This is a genomic window from Arthrobacter sp. Br18 (assembly GCF_000520555.1).
Taxonomy (GTDB): Bacteria; Actinomycetota; Actinomycetes; order Actinomycetales; family Micrococcaceae; genus Arthrobacter_D.
Genome location: NZ_KI914865.1, coordinates 29937 through 46502, shown reverse-complemented (window position 1 = coordinate 46502; position 16566 = coordinate 29937). Strand labels below are relative to the sequence as shown.

The following is a 16566-nucleotide window of genomic DNA, read 5'->3' as shown; positions in this document are numbered from 1 at the left end:
GTTGCTGCGCAACTTCCTGCCGAGTAGTGCAGGTGCGTGAGTTGGCCGCCGGAAGTTGTGCACGTGTGGTGGGTGTCGGCGTCGTGCACCCGCCGTTGCTGCGCAACTTCCTGCCGAGAAGTGCAGGTGCGGCGCGTATCAGCGGCTGCGCTGGCGAAGCCGCTGGATATCGAGAATGACGACGGCGCGTGCCTCGAGCCGGAGCCAGCCGCGCTGCACGAACTCGGCGAGGGCCTTGTTCACGGTTTCGCGTGAAGCGCCCACGAGCTGCGCCAGTTCTTCCTGCGTGAGCTCATGTGCCACGAGGATGCCGTCGGTCGCGGGGCGTCCGAAACGGTCAGCGAGGTCGAGCAGCGCCTTTGCGACGCGGCCCGGAACATCCGAAAAGACGAGGTCGGAGAGGGATTCGTTGGTGCGCCGCAGCCGTCGGGCGAGGGCCTGGAGGAGCTGGGCCGAGACCTCGGGACGGGTCTCGAGGAGGGTGCGGAGGTTTTCGTTCTTAAGGGCGGCGAGGCGGGTCTCCGAGACGGCGGTGGCCGTAGCCGTGCGGGGGCTCGGATCGAACAGCGCCATTTCGCCGAAGAGCTCACCCGGGCCGAGGATGGCCAGGAGGTTCTCGCGGCCGTCCTGCGCCGTCCGGCCGAGCTTGATCTTGCCCGAGACGATGAAGTAGAGCTGGTCCCCCTGATCGCCCTCGCGGAATACCGAAGATCCGCGGGAGAGGTCCACCTCGGCCAGCTCATCGGTGAGTGCGGCGAAAACGTCGTCTCCCAGAGTTGCGAAGAGCGGCGCCCGGCGCAGTACCTCGATGTCCATTGAATCTCCTTGACGTGGTGGTGCGGAATCCCCGCGGCCTTCTACCGTCCCATCTTGCCGTACACCGGCCGGATGTGACAGCCGATACACGTATCGCGTCGGCGGGAGCTCCGGTGTGGCGGTCGGAGGGACACTTTCAACCGTGTCGGGGGGCGTACAGCAGAAGGGCGGCCGGACGCTCAGGATCCTCCCACCACCGACCGCTAGAATCTAGCCCTGACTGACGGAGGTATTGCCGCTTCCTGATCAATTCTTGCTAGGGGAGAGACTACGTGCCGGATTTCACCGTCTTGGACATCGTTCTGGTGATCGTGCTGCTGGTGTATCTCGTCACCGGTCTGCGCAACGGTTTTGCCGTGACGCTGGGCGGCATCGCCGGCTTCGTCGCAGGGGCCGTGGCCGCGTTCTTCGCGATACCGCTTGTCAGCGCGTGGATTCCCGACGAAGCGTGGCGCCTCCCGGGGATCATCATCACCGCCCTTGTCCTGGTGATCCTGGGCCAGACCATCGGGGCAGCGTTCGGCGGGGCCATCCGGCGCTGGCTCAACTTCCCGCCGCTGCGCGTTGTGGACCGGCTGCTGGGAGGAGTAGCGAACACCGCGGTCGCGGCGCTGGTGCTGTCGATGCTCGCGTTCAGTGCCGGAACACTTGGCGTCCCGTTCCTGTCCCAGCACCTCGCATCATCACAGGTCATCCGGACCATCGACTCTGCGACCCCGGCGCCGGTGCGGACATGGATGGCGGAGTTGCGCACCATCGCTGTGGATGACGGCATTCCCACCATCCTCGACAGCGTGGGCCCCGTTGCGACGGCTCCGGTCCCTGATGAATCGGTGGACACTCCGGAGCTCGCAGCGGCTTCCGCGTCGGTGGTCCGCATCGCCGGGACCGCGTTCCAGTGCGGCCAGAACCAGACAGGGTCCGGTTTCGTGGTGGCGCCCGGCAGGGTCATCACCAACGCGCACGTCGTCGCGGGTGTCGACGAGCCTGTGGTCGAGGTTCCGGGGGCCGGGGCGCTGCCTGGTCGCATCGTCCTGTTCGACCCGAAACTCGACATCGCCGTCATCGCCGTGGACGGATTGGACCGCACACCGCTGGCTTTGGGCGAGGAACTGGCGAATGGAACGACGGCGGCCTTCGCGGGGTACCCTGCGGGCGGCCCGTACAGCATCCAGCCCGCCAGCATCCAAAGCCTGTCCCCGGTGCTCGTCCAGAACATCTACGGCTCGGATCCTTCGCCGCTGCAGGTGTACAGCCTCGCCGCGAATGTGCAGCAGGGCAACTCCGGCGGCCCTCTCCTCGACCTGCAGGGACGCGTCGCAGGAGTGGTTTTCGCAAAGTCCACAGCGAATGCCCCGGTGGGCTATGCATTGTCACTGGAGGAATTGCGTCCCATCGCCGAGAACGCCGCGGCTTTGAACGACAGCGCCTCCGCGGGGCAGTGCACCCGCAGGTAGTGGCAGGCGGCTGCAGGGTCAACACGCGAATTCGCCTGGTTGTTGCCTGCGACACCAAATCGTGACCATTGGTCGGCCGAAAAGACTGAAACGGCCCGGGCAAGAAGTTAGGCTCATTCCACGGACAGAGCGTTAGCCGCCCTTATGGGGCGGATACCGGATATCCGGCCAGAATCACTCGTTCACCAGGAGCAACATATGTCTAATAGCGGCACCCCTGTGCGCCCTCGCCTCGTCAAGAAACGGGCAGCGCTCACAGCAGGAATTTCAATCGGCGCACTTCTCCTCACCGGCTGCGTCCAAAGCGAGCGCGAAGAGAACACCGGTGCGGAAGGCGAAGGGGCAGTCGATTCGACCTTCGTCTTCGCGGCATCAGCCGACCCCAAATCACTTGACCCGGCTTTCGCCAGCGACGGCGAGTCCTTCCGGGTCAGCCGCCAGATCTTCGAGGGCCTCGTGGGCGTCAAGGAAGGCACCCCGGACCCCGAGCCCCTGCTCGCGGACTCGTGGGAGATCTCCGAGGACGGACTGTCGACGACCTTCACGCTGAAGGAAGGCGTGAAGTTCCACGACGGCACCGATTTCAACGCCGACGCCGTCTGCTTCAACTTCGACCGGTGGTACAACTGGACGGGCCTCCAGCAGGCCCCGAGCGTTTCCCCCTACTACAACGACCTGTTCCGCGGCTTCGCCGACAAGCCGGAGGAGGCGATTTACGAATCCTGCGAGGTCAACGGAGACAACGAAGCCACCGTCAAGCTCGCCAAGCCGTTCGCCGGGTTCATCCCTGCACTGTCCCTGCCGGCCTTCGCCATGCAGAGCCCCACGGCCCTTGAGCAGTACAAAGCCGACGAGATCGGCGGCTCCGCTGAGTCCCCGGAACAGAGCGAGTACGCAAAGGGCCACCCCGTCGGGACCGGCCCGTTCAAGTTCGAATCCTGGGACGTCGGACAGCAGCTTGATCTTTCAATCTTCGAGGACTACTGGGGAGAGAAGGGCCAAATCACCGAGACGATCTTCCGGATCATCGACGATCCGCAGGCCCGCCGCCAGGCCCTCGAGGCCGGGACGATCGACGGGTACGACCTCGTCGCACCGGCCGACACCCAGTCGCTGAAGGATGCCGGCTACAACGTCGTCGCCCGCGACCCGTTCACCATCCTGTACCTGGGCTTCAACCACAAAATCGAGCAGCTGGCGAACCCCCAGGTGCGCGAAGCCATCGCCCACGCCATCGATAAGGAAGCGCTGGTCAACCAGACCCTTCCCGAAGGCACCAAGGTCGCGACCCAGTTCATCCCCGACGTCGTCGACGGCTACAACGAAGACGTCAGCACGTACGACTTCGATCCGGAGAAGGCCAAGGAGCTCCTTGCCGAGGCCGGTTACCCGGACGGGTTCGAGATCCAGTTCAACTACCCGACGAACATCTCGCGTCCGTATATGCCCACCCCGGAACAGGTTTTCACCAACCTCCAGGCGCAGCTCGCCGATGTCGGGATCACGGTTACGCCAACTCCTGCGGCCTGGTCCCCGGACTATCTCGACCAGATTCAAGGCACCGAGGACCACGGGCTGCACCTGCTCGGCTGGACCGGCGACTACAACGACACCGATAACTTCATCGGCGTGTTCTTCGGCCAGGAGAAGCCTGAATTCGGCTTCAACAACCCCGAGCTGTTCGCCGCGCTGGACGAAGCACGTGGCATGAGCGACCGCGACGAGCAGACGAAGGCGTACGAGGAGATCAACCAGCAGATCGCCGAGTTCATCCCGGCCATCCCGCTGGCGCACCCGGCTCCTTCGCTGGCGTTCAACGAGCGCGTCACCTCCTACCCGGCCAGCCCGGTCAACGATGAGGTCTTCACCAACATCGAGCTCAGCAAGTAGCACCAGCATGTCCAGTGGAGCCGGACCCGTACTATAGGTCCGGCTCCACTGTGTTGGAGAGCACGTTCTGGTACATCCCCGAGAGGACACTGTGTTACGCGTCATTGGCAAGCGAATTGCCCTGCTCATCCCTACGTTGTTCGGGTTGTCGATCCTCCTCTTCCTGTGGGTGCGCAGCCTTCCCGGCGGTCCTGCCACAGCACTGCTGGGGGAGAAGGCAACCCCCGAGGCGGTCGCCCGGGTGAACGAGCTCTATGGGTTCGACCGGCCGCTCCTGACGCAGTATTTCACCTACATTGGCAAGCTGCTCCAGGGTGATTTCGGAGTGTCGACCAACACCGGGCGCCCAGTGCTCGAGGAGTTCGCGACCCGCTTCCCGGCGACCATTGAGCTCACGGTCGTTGCGCTGATCTTCGCCATCGGTGTGGGTATCCCGCTCGGGTACCTCGCGGCCCGGTACTACGGCCGCTTCGTCGATCACAGCTCCGTGGTCCTCAGCCTCATCGGTATCACGGTTCCGGTGTTTTTCCTCGCCTTCATCCTCAAATACCTTTTCGCTATCCAATGGCCGATCCTGCCCCCCGACGGACGACAGGACCCGCGCATCGATGCGACCCACGTCACCGACTTCTATGTGCTGGACGGCCTGCTGACCGGCGAGTGGGATGCTGCCTGGGATGCTTTTCTCCACCTCATCTTGCCGGGGCTCGCCCTGGGGACCATCCCACTGGCAATTATCGTGCGGATCACACGTGCGTCCGTTCTTGAGGTGCAGAACGCCGACTACGTCCGGACGGCAAGGGCGAAGGGCCTGCTCGAGCGCACCATCAGGGGGCGCTTCGTGCTCCGCAATGCGATGCTGCCGGTGGTCACCACCATCGGATTGCAGCTCGGGCTGCTCATCTCGGGCGCCATCCTCACTGAGACGGTCTTCGCCTTCAACGGCATCGGGCGTTTCCTTCGGGACGCGATCTTCGGCCTGGACTATCCCGTCCTGCAGGGATTCATCATCTTCATCGCGATCCTCTATGCGCTCATCAACCTGATTGTGGACCTTTCCTACAGCGTTATCGACCCGAGGGTGCGTGTGCAGTGAGTACAGTCTTGCCCCCCGCCGCCGGCGGTTCAGCAGCCCCAACAGATCCAGCCCTCGACACGGGCGGTGGTACCGGCCTTTGGAAGGACGCGTTCCTTCGACTGCGGCGCAACCCCCAGGCCATCGTGGGCGCCATCATCATCGGCCTGTTCCTCCTTGTGGCGGCCCTCGCGCCGATCCTCGCGCCCTACGGCGGTAACGACCTTCCCGGACGCACCTCGATCACCCCGACCTCCATCCCGGGACCGGGCGAGATCGACGGCTTTCCGCTGGGACTCGACCGGTTCGGCGGGGACGTCCTCAGCAAACTGATCTGGGGGGCGCAGGCATCCCTGCTGATCGGCGTCGTCTCGACCACGCTCGGGCTCGCGGGCGGCATGCTGCTCGGAATCTTGTCCGGCGGCCTCGGAGGGTGGGTGGACACCGTCATCATGCGCTTCGTTGACATTCTGCTCTCCATTCCGAGCCTGCTGCTCGCAGTGAGCATCGCAGCGGTCCTCGGCCAGAGCCCGTACGCCATCATGATCGCCATCGCAGTGGCCCAGATTCCGATTTTCGCCCGGCTGCTCCGCTCCTCGATGCTGTCGCAGCGTGGTGCCGACTACATCCTGGCTGCCCGGACCCTCGGACTCAGCCGGTCCACCATCACCATGAGCCACCTGCTGCCGAACAGTATGGGTCCGCTGATCGTCCAGGCCACCCTGACGCTCGCCACCGCGGTCATCGACGCCGCGGCGCTCTCCTTCCTGGGGTTGGGCGGCGGGCTTCCCCAGACCGCCGAGTGGGGCCGGATGCTCACCTATGCCCAGGCAGAACTGGCCGTGGCTCCACAGCTGGCCTTCCTTCCGGGCGCGTGCATCGTCATCACCGCCCTCGGTTTCACCCTCCTGGGAGAGTCACTACGCGAGGCGCTGGATCCCAAGACCCGGCGGAAGTAGGACGGCGCCGCCCGGGTTGCCGGCGATCCAGTGCGCGGCCGGACGGCGCGCACACTGCGTTTTGCGTCGCGGCGTGCCCTTGCCGCCGCGCACCTGCCACAGGGGCACCGTCGCCGACGGTGCCCCGCCAATTTCTCGGCCCGGCGGCTGGACTCGCTGCTCGCAGGGTGGTCGGAGGCTTCGGATGCCGTGGTACACGCTCTATGTGGATGATCCGAGCTTCAGTGGCCCCCGGCGTTCGCGCGACGTACCGACGCTTTCGTGCGGGGAGTGGAGCGGACTGTGACCTCGGAGGGCCACTCCGTGTGAACGCGGTGCCCAAGGTTCCGCGGCCCGCGTTCGGCGAGCTCAGGGCGATACTGCACAACTGTGTGGTGGAGGGGCTGGCGTCGCAGAACGGGGTGCGCGGACCGGTGCATGGTGAATTCCGGGCACACCTGCTGGGACGCTTCTCCTGGGTCGAGTCCCTCAGCCCTGCCCGGGGTCGGCGGCTGCGGAACGAGTTCAATCGAATCCGATGGCCGGAGTTCTGAGAAGGACCACACTTGATCCATGACGATGCAACAGGTTCTCGACACAGTCAGAGCATTCGATGGTGTTCTGGAGCTTGCTCCGGATGAAGGGAGTGAGTTCCCTGAAATCGCGTGGGGCGACCACTTCTTCTACTACTCGCCGGATGGACTCATCCCGCAGAACACCCAGCCCTACGCGACGATCATCACGAAGGATTATACCGACGACACGTTCTCGAATCTCGGACCGAACGGCCGGTGGCGACTGAACATCCACGTCGGGTCCGCGAGGTTCACCGACCTCACCGGCATGAGCCTGCGGAACTTTGCCCCCGGCGACTTCAGCGAGGCCGACATGATCATCCCACACCCCGTGTATGGCTCACTCGGCTGGATCGCCGTCGTGAACCCCGGTGACCGGACGGCGGCGGCCGTGCTGGCGCTCCTGCGCGACGCTCACGAGGACGAGCGGCGACGCGTCGACCGTCGAGCGCAGGCACGTTCCAACGACACCAACGAGCCAGGAAAACCGCAATGAGCGGCACCCGGCCGTCCTCCTCTCGGGCCTCACCCGGACCCGGCCCAGACCGGATCAGGAGGCGCGTTCGCCCTCGATGTTGAGCTCGTTGCCGGGGATGGAGGCCAGGAGGCGGCGCGTGTAGGGGTGGCGCGGGTTCAGGAAGACTTCCTCGGAGCTTGCCGCCTCGACCAGTTCGCCGTCCTTCATGACGCAGACGTAGTCGGAGATCAGCCGCACTACCGCGAGGTCGTGCGAGATGAAAAGGTAGCTGAGGCCGAGCTCCGACTGCAGGTCGCCGAGGAGCTTCAGGATCTGCGCCTGGACCAGGACGTCGAGCGCCGAGACCGGTTCGTCGCAGACCAGCAGTTCGGGCTTGAGCGCGAGTGCGCGGGCGATCGCCACCCGCTGGCGCTGCCCGCCCGACAGCTCGGAGGGGTAACGCCGGAGGGCGTTCTGGGGGAGTGAGACCTGATCCATCAGCTCACGGACGCGTGCGGCGCGGTCCTTCTTGCTTCCGCGCTTGTACGCGTTGAGCGGCTCTTCGACGATGCGCTCGATGGTGAACATGGGGTTCAGCGAGGAGTAGGGGTCCTGGAAGATGGGCTGCACCCGCTGGCGGAAGTCATTGAGCTGGGCCTTGTCCAGGCTGGCCACGTCCATGCCGTCGAAAGTCATGGTCCCCGACGTCGGTTCGATCAGTTTAAGGAGCATGCGCGCGGTGGTGGTTTTTCCCGATCCGGATTCACCGACGATCGCGACGGTCTGCCCGCGGGGAACATCGAGGGTCACGTTCTTGGTGGCGTAGAAGTCGTCGGAGCTGCCCCGGCGCTTGTAGACCTTAGTGAGGTCGCGGATCTCCACGATATTCTCGGGCGGCGCGGCGGGAGCTGTACCGCCCGCAGTCTCATGTTCGGAGTAGGCGACGGCGGCGAGCCTGGTCCGTTTCAGGGCGTCGTCGTTGTAGGCGCCGGGGCGGAGGCGGACGGCCGCAACGCTGGGGGCCGCCCGCACCAGGGACTGCGTGTAGGGGTGCTGGGGATCGTGGAGGAGCTGGTCGGCAGGGCCGGTTTCGACGACGTGGCCGCGGTGCATCACCACGAGGTCCGACGCGCGTTCGGCCGCCAGCCCGAGGTCGTGGGTGATCAGCAGCACGGAGGTGCCCAGCAGCTCCGTCATGCTCGCGATCTGGTCCAGGATAGTGCGCTGGACGGTAACATCGAGCGCGCTGGTGGGCTCGTCGGCGATCAGCAGGCGTGGCTGGCAGGCCAGCCCGATGGCGATGAGGGCGCGTTGCCGCATTCCTCCGGAGAACTCATGGGGGTACTGCTTGGCGCGTTCGCCGGCGTCGGGAAGCCCGGCCGCCGTGAGGACCTCGATGACACGCTGCTTGACGTTCTTCCTGGTGGCCATGCCGTGAACCAGCAGCGTTTCCGCCACCTGCGTGCCGATCTTGGTTACCGGATTCAGGTTCGACATCGGATCCTGGGGAACCAGCCCGATGGCCCGCCCGCGGATACCGCGCAGCTTTGATTCCGCGAGGCCCACCAGGTCCTTGCCCTCGAAGAAGATGTTTCCGGAGGTGACCCTGCCGTTGTCAGGCAGCAGCCCGATGCAGGCCATCGCCGTTGTCGACTTTCCCGACCCGGACTCACCCACGATGGCGATGGTGCTGCCCTTTTTCAGGGTGAAGCTTGCGTTCTCGACCGCCCGGACCTCGCCATGCGTGGTGCGGAAGCTCACTGCCAGATTCCGGACCTCGAGGAGCGGTGCGTCGGACACATCGGGTGCATCGATTGCTTCGGGCGCGGGAGGGAAATCGCTCATGGAACCATCGTGCCCTACGGATGCCGGTTTCGGAGCCGGAACCGGCATCGGTGAACCGCTTTCCGCGGAGGTCCGGGTTTACTTTCCGAGCCGCGAGGTGAGGTGATCCACTGCCAGGCGGTAGCCGTCCACGCCTGCGCCGGCAATCACGGCATCGGCAACTCCCGAGATGTAGGAGTGGTGGCGGAACTCCTCCCGCCGGTGCACGTTGCTGATGTGGACCTCCACCACCGGGAGCGCGACGGCGGCCAACGCGTCGCGAATCGCCACCGAGGTGTGGGTGAATGCCCCGGCGTTGATGACGACGGCGGCAGTGGTTCCCGCCGCAGCGTGAATGGCATCCACGATGACGCCTTCGTGGTTCGACTGCATGCTCTCCAGGGACCAGCCACGCGCCTGCGCAGTGGCCCGCGCGAGCTGTTCGACGTCGTCGAGCGTGTCGTGCCCGTAGATGTGCGGCTCCCGCCGACCCAGGAGATTCAGGTTGGGTCCGTTGATGAGCAGGATGGTGGTGGCCGCAGTCATGGCTTAACTATGCCCCAGCACAGGCCAGGCCAGCACAGGCCGGGCCTGTGCTGGGGCAGCGACGCCCTATTTCCGCAGCGACGCTGCTATCTGCTGCATCACGGTGTTATCGGCGAGCGTGGAGGAGTCGCCTGCCTCACGGCCCTCGGCGACGTCCTTGAGGAGCCGGCGCATGATCTTCCCGCTGCGGGTCTTCGGCAGCTCCGGAACCACGAGGATGTTCCGCGGCTTCGCGATCGGCCCGATTTCCTTGCCCACGTGGTTACGCAGCGTGGTGACGATGTCGTCGTCGTCCTTGGCTGATCCGCGGAGGATCACGAAGGCCACCACGGCCTCGCCGGTGGTCTCATCGGCCGCGCCGACCACCGCCGCTTCCGCGACCGAGGGGTGGCTGACGAGCGCCGACTCGATCTCGGTCGTCGAGAGCCGGTGGCCCGAGATGTTCATGACGTCATCGACCCGGCCGAGGAGCCAGATGTCACCGTCCTCGTCCTTCTTCGCGCCGTCGCCGGCGAAGTACATGTTGTCGAAACGGGACCAGTAGGTCTCCTTGAAGCGCTCGGGATCGCCCCAGATTCCGCGCAGCATGGCCGGCCACGGCTCACGGATCACCAGGTAGCCGCCTGAGCCGTTCGGAACCGACTCACCGAGCTCGTCGACCACATCGATCGAGATGCCGGGCACCGCAACCTGCGCGGACCCGGGCTTGGTGGCGGTGACGCCGGGCATGGGCGCGATCATGTGGGCACCGGTTTCGGTCTGCCACCAGGTGTCCACGATGGGAGCCTTGCTCCCACCGATCACCTCGCGGTACCACATCCACGCTTCGGGGTTGATCGGCTCACCGACCGAGCCGAGCACCCGGATGGAGGACAGGTCGAACTTTTGGGGGATGTCGCGGCCCCACTTCATGAAGGTCCGGATCGCCGTGGGCGCGGTGTACAGGATGGACACTTTGTACTTCTCGACCAGTTCCCACCAGCGTCCCTGGTGCGGGGTGTCAGGCGTACCCTCGTACATGAGCTGCGTGGCGCCGTTGATCAGGGGAGCGTACGTCACGTAGCTGTGGCCGGTGACCCAGCCGATGTCGGCGGTGCACCAGAACACATCGGTCTCCGGGCGGAGGTCGAAGGTGTTCTTGTGCGTGAAGGCCGTCTGGGTGAGATATCCACCCGTGGTGTGCAGGATCCCCTTGGGCTTTCCCGTGGTGCCGGAGGTGTAGAGGATGAACAGCGGGTGCTCGGAGTCATGCGCCTCGGCGGTGTGCTCGGGCGACGCGGAGTCGACGACGTCGTGCCACCAGAGATCGCGCCCCTCGGTCCACTCCACGGGTTCACCGTTGCGCTTGACCACCACGACGCTGGAAACGGTGTGGCCTTCCCGCCCAAGGGCGCCGTCGACAGCGGGTTTGAGCGCACTGGGCTTCCCGCGCCGGTACGTGCCGTCGGAGGTGACGACGAGTTTTGCCTCGGCGTCGTCGATCCTGCTGCGGAGCGCTTCGGCGGAGAAGCCCCCGAAGACCACGGAGTGGACCGCTCCGATGCGCGCACACGCCAGCATGGTGATGACCGCTTCCGGGATCATCGGCAGGTAGACGGCCACGCGGTCGCCCTTCGCCACGCCGAGGCTCTCGAAGGCATTGGAGGCTTTCTTCACCTCTTCGGTCAGTTCGGCATAGGTGATGGTCCGGGTGTCGCCGGGCTCACCCTCGAAGTGGATGGCCACGCGGTCGCCGAGCCCGGCAGCAACATGCCGGTCGAGGGCGTTGTACGCGGCATTGACCTTGCCGCCGACAAACCACTTCGCGAAGGGAGCGTCCGACCAGTCGAGGGTCTGCGTGAAATCGGTGTCCCAGGTCAGCAGGTTCCGCGCCTGGGCGGCCCAGAACTCTGATCCCTGGCTGCTCGCCTCCTCGTACAGGGAGGGCTGTGCTACCGCATTCGCCGCGAACTCGTCCGTCGGCGGGAAGCGGCGTTCCTCGTGCAGCAGGTTCTCGAACGCATCGCCCTGCTTCTGCGCGCTGTCAGACATGGTGTACCCCTCTGTGGCCGATTCGATAGCTTTCTGTGGCCGCGGCATCCAGCCATGCCGGGTGCCGCGGCAACGTGCTTTCGTCGACATTATCGCGTGCGGGGGACAATCTGTGTTCGGGGTCACAGTACCTAGGTAGAAGGGTGGGATTCTGCGGTGAATGGTTCGGCGGCGCGGCCACGCTGCAGGGGTTGGTGGGGACACCGAGGGTGGCTAGGGTGGAAACAGGTAAGGAACACCGGTGCTGCACCGATGTTTTCCGAGGACCCCCGGGCGCCGCGACGAACAGGAGATTCACCATGACCAAACAGCAGGCCGAGCAGAACGCCGGGAGGGCGGGCGGTTCGTCGACAGATCCGGCACAGACCCGATCGACCGATGAACAACGCCTCCTGAAGGAGCACCGGCCGACAGGGCCGTACGGACCTTCGAATGCCGTGGCCGGCCCCTTCACCCTGCGGGAGGCGGTCTTCGGGGGCGCCGTCGCACTTGTCTTTCTCGGAACGCTCCTTCCCTTTTTCCGCGACACGATGTCCTACCAGAACTTCTGGACAATCTCTCCGCTGTTCTATGTGGGGATAGGAATCCTGCTCCCCGTAGCCGCGGCCGCACTCGTGGCGGCGAGGAGGCTCGGAACCGCCACGCTGCGGGTGGGATCGCTGTCCGTTGACCAGTTCGCCGCGGTAAGTGCCGTGCTCGCCTCGGTCTTCTTCTTCCTCGAGACCGTAATGTTTTTCTCGGTCGGGGCACTGGTGTCACTCATCGGCGCGCTGGGCATGCTGGTGGCCACGGCCCTCGCTCCCCACCTGCCTCCTTTGAACAAGGACTTCAAGGAGCGTCCCGTCTCCGAGGCGCACCTCGTTGCCCGCCCGGTTCTCGCGGCGCGGCCGAAGGCACCAAAACCGCCCAAGGCGCTGAAACCGGTTCCAGCCGAGAAGGTTGAGCAGTGGAGCGAGCCCCGCCCCGCCGTGGCGTCGCAGCCGGACAAAGTCCACTCGGACAGAGCGAATCCGGCGAAGCAGTATGGGGAGAAGGTTGCCGGGCTCGTCGGGAAGATCCGGGCGGGTGCAGGCCCGAAGGCATCCCGGCAGGAGGCGTCGTCGCTTCCGGAGGAGCGGGACGTCGTGCGGAGCGCGGCCCCGGTCGTCGGCGCATCCGCCGCCGGTGCTACTGCGGCCCCAGCAGCCGGCGCATCCGCTGCCGGCGCTACCGCTGCATCCGGCGCTACCGGCGCATCCGCAACCGGTGCTACTGCGGCCCCAGCAGCCGGCGCATCCGCTGCCGGCGCTACCGCTGCATCCGGCGCTACCGGCGCGGACGACCTGCCGGCTAGGGGCGCTGGGGCAGGGTCCTCGACGCCGGACGCTCCCGCACCGACTACGCAGGTGGCGGACACCGCCGCGTCAGGCACCGCCCCTGCGGAATCTGTCTCCGCCGAACCCCGAGGCGCAGAGCAGCATGTTTCCTGGGTTGATCCTCCGCACGACGCAGCAGCGACCGAGGCAAGGACGCCCCTCGCCGAGACGCGGGCACACACGGTGGTCACGAACAGCGGACCCGTCCGGCAGGACCCCATCTCGGCCACCCGCGACCCGGAGGAGGACGTGGTGGAGGCCTTCTGGTTCGCTGTCGGCACCCCGAGGGTCGTCGTGGATGAGCAGACCGGCCGGGCGGTCTTCACGCTCGAACCGGGGGACTGGGAAGTCGGCATCGAGGACCGCGGGAACGAGTTCCTGGTGCAGGACAAACGCACCGGACACGTCGGAATCCTGCGCGATCTCAGCAATATCGAACGTGCTCCGAAGGACTAGCGTGCGGCAGCAGGGGAGGACCCGGTGAAGACAGGGGACGGACGCGAGTCTCCCGTCGCGCTCAAGCGCAGGGCGCGGAAGATCAATCGGATCCTCGGCGAGACGTACCCCTATGCGGTTGCCGAACTCGACTTCCGGAACGCTTTCGAATTGCTGGTGGCAACGGTCCTGTCCGCCCAGACGACGGACGTCCGGGTTAACCTGACCACCCCCGCGCTCTTCGCCCGCTTCCCCGATCCGCGGAGCCTCGCGGAGGCCGAGGTGGAGGAACTCCAGGACATCATCCGCCCCACCGGATTCTTCCGGGCGAAGGCCAACAGTCTTCTGGCGCTGTCCAACCGGCTCGTGGACGAGTACGACGGCGACGTGCCGGGCAGGCTCGAAGACCTGGTGACGCTACCAGGAGTCGGGAGGAAAACGGCGAACGTGGTGCTCGGCAATGCGTTCGGGATACCGGGAATTACCGTCGACACGCATTTCGGGAGGCTGTCCCGCCGCTTCGGGTGGACTGCCGCCGATGATCCGATCAAGGTGGAGGCGGAGGTCGGAGCCCTGTTCGAGACGAAGGACTGGACTCGGCTCTCGCACCATGTGGTCTTCCACGGCCGGCGGGTCTGCCACGCGAAGAAACCTGCCTGCGGCGCCTGCCCCGTGGCGGCGTTGTGTCCTTCGTACGGGGAGGGGGAAGTGGATCCCGCCAAGGCCGCGAAGCTGCTGAAGTACGAGCTGGCGCCGGGCAGGGAGGAACTCCTGGAGCGCATGCGAAACGGGGAGACGCGGGCAGAACTCCTCCGGGCCGGGCACGCGCTGGGAGCGTGAACGCCTACGAGTCGTTGAGCGCCTATGCCGTGTCGGGCCGGAGCATCGCCGCTCCCGGAACGACGGCGGGCCGGCACCTGAGTACCATGGGGCTCGGAAACGGCCGCCGGGCCGCAGTGCTCATGCTGTTCGGGGCGCTCCGGCCAGGTCCCCATGCGAACCCTTCCGCGCTCCAACCCGCCGATCTGGACGTGCTGCTCATGGAGCGCTCGGGGTCGCTCACCAACCACCCGGGGCAGGTCTCCTTCCCGGGCGGCGTCATTGACGGGGGCGATGTCGACGAGCAGGCTGCTGCGCTTCGGGAGGCGGAGGAAGAAACCGGCCTTGATCCGCTGGGCGTTGAGGTTCTGGGGGTGCTTCCCGAGGTCGGGCTGCCAGTGAGCAACTTCCTCGTGACACCGGTTCTTGCCTGGTGGGTGCGGCAGACACCGGTCACGGTGGTCTCGGAAGCCGAATCCACCCAGGTTTTTCGGGCGCCGGTGGGAGAGCTCCTTGATCCATCGAACCGGCGGACAGTTGTGGTGCAGAGGAAGGAGCAGACCTTCCGGAGCCCGGCGTTCGTCCTCCCGAACGCGACGGTGTGGGGATTCACCGCGCTACTGCTGGACTCCCTCTTCGACGGCCTGCAGTGGTCCCAGCCGTGGGACGCTGAACGGGAGATTCCCAAGCCCCTGTAGGACCACGCTGTAAGTCACTTGGCGTCGGCGTAGGAGGCAACAACGACGGTGTTGACGGCGAAGTCGATGGGGATGCTGCCGAACATCAGGCTGGTTGCGGCGGCGGCGGCCTCCTCGACCAGCCGGCTGATCTCTCCTGTTCCCTCCCGGGGAACGTGCAGCATCACTTCGTCGTGGAGGAAGAACACGAGCTCACTCCCGGATGCCGGACCGGACTCGGTCCTCAGCCTCCTCCGGATCTCGGCAAGCCAGCACAGCGCCCACTCCGCGGCGGTGGACTGCACCACGAAGTTCCTCGTGAAGCGGCCCCTGGCCCGGGCGGCGCTGTCCGCGCGGCGCTGCTCCTCCGCCGTCGTGCTCAGCTGTGCTTCACGCCACCGCTCCGATGCGGGAGGGCACCCACGTCCGAGGTAGCTCATCACCGCCCCGCCGGTTTCACCCGTACGGGCGGCGGCTTCGACGACGGCGATGGCCTGCGGAAAGGCACGTGTCAACTGCGGCATGAGGCGTCCCGACTCGCCGCTGGTCGCTCCGTACATGGCCCCCAGCATGGCGAGTTTCGCCTGTGCGCGGTCCCCGCCGAAGCCCTGTTCCGCAATGCCCTGATACAGATCACGGCCGCGTGCCGCTGCCGCAAGCGCCGAGTCCTGGCCGAGCGCCGCCAGTACGCGCGGCTCCAGCTGGGCTGCGTCGGCGATGACGAAGAGATGGCCGGGATCGGGCCGGACGGCATCGCGCACCTGCTTCGGGATCTGCAGGGCTCCTCCACCGCGGGACGCCCACCGCCCCGACACCGAACCGCCCACCACGTATTCGGGCCGGAACCGGCCGTTCTGCACCCAGGCGTCGAGCCAGGACCAGCCGTTGGCGGTGAGTAACCGCGACATCTTCTTATAGGCCAGCAACGGCCCGATGGCCGGGTGTTGCTGGCGTTCGAGTTCCCAGGACCTCGTGGTGGAAACCTCGATGCCTGCACGGTGCAGCGCCCGCATGAGGTCCTGCGGGGAATCGGGATTGAGCGTTGGACTTGCAAGGGCGACGCGGAGCTCTGCTGCACGCTGTTCGAGGCGGACTGGGCGCCGGCCTTCCGGAGGGCGGGGCCCGAGGTGGGTTTCGAGCAGGTGTTCATGGATTTCCCGTCGCCAGGGAAGCCCTGCGGACTCCATCTCGGCGGCCAGCAGCGCGCCGGCCGATTCCGCGGCCAGCAGCAGCGAGAGACGGCGTGGCTGACTGGATGTCGCCACCGCCTGCTGCTGCCGCTGGAATTCGCCGATGACCTCGTCGAGTCCTGGTCCCCGGGCGCTTACCGGTTCCTCGAACAGGCTTGTCTGGTTCGGTGCTGCCCGGAGGGCGGGCACCTGGCGGGGAAGTGCCGGCTCGTCCCCGTTCCCGGCGGAACGGCGCAATCCCAGGAGGTAGGGCGAATCGACGCAGTATCCCGAGTGGGTGAGGACGGCTCGCACCAGGGCGAGGTCGTGGCACCGCTCGAGCGGCACTCCGTCAGCGAGCAGCAGGGGGTACCAGGTACGGGTCGAGTCCCAGACCCAGCGCGGATGGTCGGCCTCGAACCCGGCGAAAACGCTGGTCAGTTCCAGCGCCGTAGCGTTGACTGCGGGGCCGGTGGGCGAGCCGGCCGCGTCGATCGGCTGG

General features: G+C 66.2%; 13 protein-coding genes. 8 read left to right on the top strand and 5 right to left on the bottom strand.

Translation table 11 applies throughout. The annotated features are described in order from the left end of the window. Nucleotides 1–138: 138 nt before the first annotated feature. Nucleotides 139–816: a Crp/Fnr family transcriptional regulator gene (locus tag Y704_RS0110190; protein WP_026550048.1), complete on the bottom strand. Its 678-nt coding sequence runs from the start codon at nucleotides 814–816 to the stop codon at nucleotides 139–141. A gap of 272 nt (nucleotides 817–1088) precedes the next feature. Here Y704_RS0110190 and Y704_RS0110185 point away from each other — a divergent pair, with 272 nt between their 5' ends. The 5 genes from Y704_RS0110185 to Y704_RS0110160 all read left to right on the top strand — a co-directional run bounded on the left by Y704_RS0110185 (nucleotide 1089) and on the right by Y704_RS0110160 (nucleotide 7247). Beyond that, on the top strand, nucleotides 1089–2273 hold the full coding sequence (locus Y704_RS0110185) for a MarP family serine protease (protein ID WP_035772310.1): 1185 nt from the start codon (nucleotides 1089–1091) through the stop codon (nucleotides 2271–2273). Nucleotides 2274–2471: 198 nt separating this feature from the next. After that, the gene (locus Y704_RS0110180; RefSeq protein ID WP_035772309.1) at nucleotides 2472–4163 is read left to right on the top strand and encodes an ABC transporter substrate-binding protein; all 1692 of its coding nucleotides are present in this window, start codon (nucleotides 2472–2474) and stop codon (nucleotides 4161–4163) included. A 91-nt stretch (nucleotides 4164–4254) separates the two neighbouring features. Next, complete coding sequence (locus Y704_RS0110175; protein ID WP_026550045.1) at nucleotides 4255–5259, top strand: ABC transporter permease; 1005 nt, start codon at nucleotides 4255–4257, stop codon at nucleotides 5257–5259. Then, nucleotides 5256–6197, top strand: coding sequence for an ABC transporter permease (locus tag Y704_RS0110170; RefSeq protein ID WP_026550044.1), 942 nt, complete (start codon nucleotides 5256–5258; stop codon nucleotides 6195–6197). Before Y704_RS0110175 ends, Y704_RS0110170 begins: the two co-directional genes overlap by 4 nt. 552 nt (nucleotides 6198–6749) lie before the next feature. Next, nucleotides 6750–7247: a DUF6194 family protein gene (locus tag Y704_RS0110160; protein WP_026550042.1), complete on the top strand. Its 498-nt coding sequence runs from the start codon at nucleotides 6750–6752 to the stop codon at nucleotides 7245–7247. Nucleotides 7248–7301: 54 nt separating this feature from the next. On the opposite strand, the gene Y704_RS0110155 is transcribed toward Y704_RS0110160, so the two are convergent. The 3 genes from Y704_RS0110155 to acs form a co-directional block, all read right to left on the bottom strand. Continuing rightward, a complete protein-coding gene (locus Y704_RS0110155; RefSeq protein ID WP_051476911.1) occupies nucleotides 7302–9053 on the bottom strand; it encodes a dipeptide ABC transporter ATP-binding protein in 1752 nt (583 codons plus the stop codon). A 78-nt stretch (nucleotides 9054–9131) separates the two neighbouring features. Next, nucleotides 9132–9578: a type II 3-dehydroquinate dehydratase gene (aroQ, locus tag Y704_RS0110150; RefSeq protein ID WP_026550040.1), complete on the bottom strand. Its 447-nt coding sequence runs from the start codon at nucleotides 9576–9578 to the stop codon at nucleotides 9132–9134. Between the two features lie 66 nt (nucleotides 9579–9644). Continuing rightward, nucleotides 9645–11609, bottom strand: coding sequence for an acetate--CoA ligase (gene acs / locus Y704_RS0110145; protein ID WP_026550039.1), 1965 nt, complete (start codon nucleotides 11607–11609; stop codon nucleotides 9645–9647). 299 nt (nucleotides 11610–11908) lie between these two features. Here acs and Y704_RS0110140 point away from each other — a divergent pair, with 299 nt between their 5' ends. From Y704_RS0110140 to Y704_RS0110130, 3 genes are read left to right on the top strand one after another with little or no spacing between them, the layout of a single operon-like run. Beyond that, the gene (locus Y704_RS0110140) at nucleotides 11909–13420 is read left to right on the top strand and encodes a hypothetical protein (protein ID WP_026550038.1); all 1512 of its coding nucleotides are present in this window, start codon (nucleotides 11909–11911) and stop codon (nucleotides 13418–13420) included. A 24-nt stretch (nucleotides 13421–13444) separates the two neighbouring features. Continuing rightward, nucleotides 13445–14239, top strand: a complete 795-nt coding sequence (gene nth, locus Y704_RS0110135; RefSeq protein WP_026550037.1) for an endonuclease III — start codon at nucleotides 13445–13447, stop codon at nucleotides 14237–14239. 44 nt (nucleotides 14240–14283) lie between these two features. Then, nucleotides 14284–14916, top strand: coding sequence for an NUDIX hydrolase (locus Y704_RS0110130; RefSeq protein ID WP_253904287.1), 633 nt, complete (start codon nucleotides 14284–14286; stop codon nucleotides 14914–14916). A gap of 14 nt (nucleotides 14917–14930) precedes the next feature. Here the strand turns inward: Y704_RS0110130 and Y704_RS20385 are convergent. Further along, nucleotides 14931–16566: bifunctional 3'-5' exonuclease/DNA polymerase (locus Y704_RS20385; RefSeq protein ID WP_051476907.1), on the bottom strand; the 1636-nt coding region annotated here is incomplete at its 5' end.

Coding starts and splice junctions, on each gene's coding strand:
- Y704_RS0110190 (WP_026550048.1), bottom strand. CDS start 816: ATGGACATCGAGGTACTGCGCCGGGCGCCGCTCTTCGCAACTCTGGGA.
- Y704_RS0110180 (WP_035772309.1), top strand. CDS start 2,472: ATGTCTAATAGCGGCACCCCTGTGCGCCCTCGCCTCGTCAAGAAACGG.
- Y704_RS0110160 (WP_026550042.1), top strand. CDS start 6,750: ATGACGATGCAACAGGTTCTCGACACAGTCAGAGCATTCGATGGTGTT.
- Y704_RS0110155 (WP_051476911.1), bottom strand. CDS start 9,053: ATGAGCGATTTCCCTCCCGCGCCCGAAGCAATCGATGCACCCGATGTG.
- aroQ (WP_026550040.1), bottom strand. CDS start 9,578: ATGACTGCGGCCACCACCATCCTGCTCATCAACGGACCCAACCTGAAT.
- acs (WP_026550039.1), bottom strand. CDS start 11,609: ATGTCTGACAGCGCGCAGAAGCAGGGCGATGCGTTCGAGAACCTGCTG.
- Y704_RS0110140 (WP_026550038.1), top strand. CDS start 11,909: ATGACCAAACAGCAGGCCGAGCAGAACGCCGGGAGGGCGGGCGGTTCG.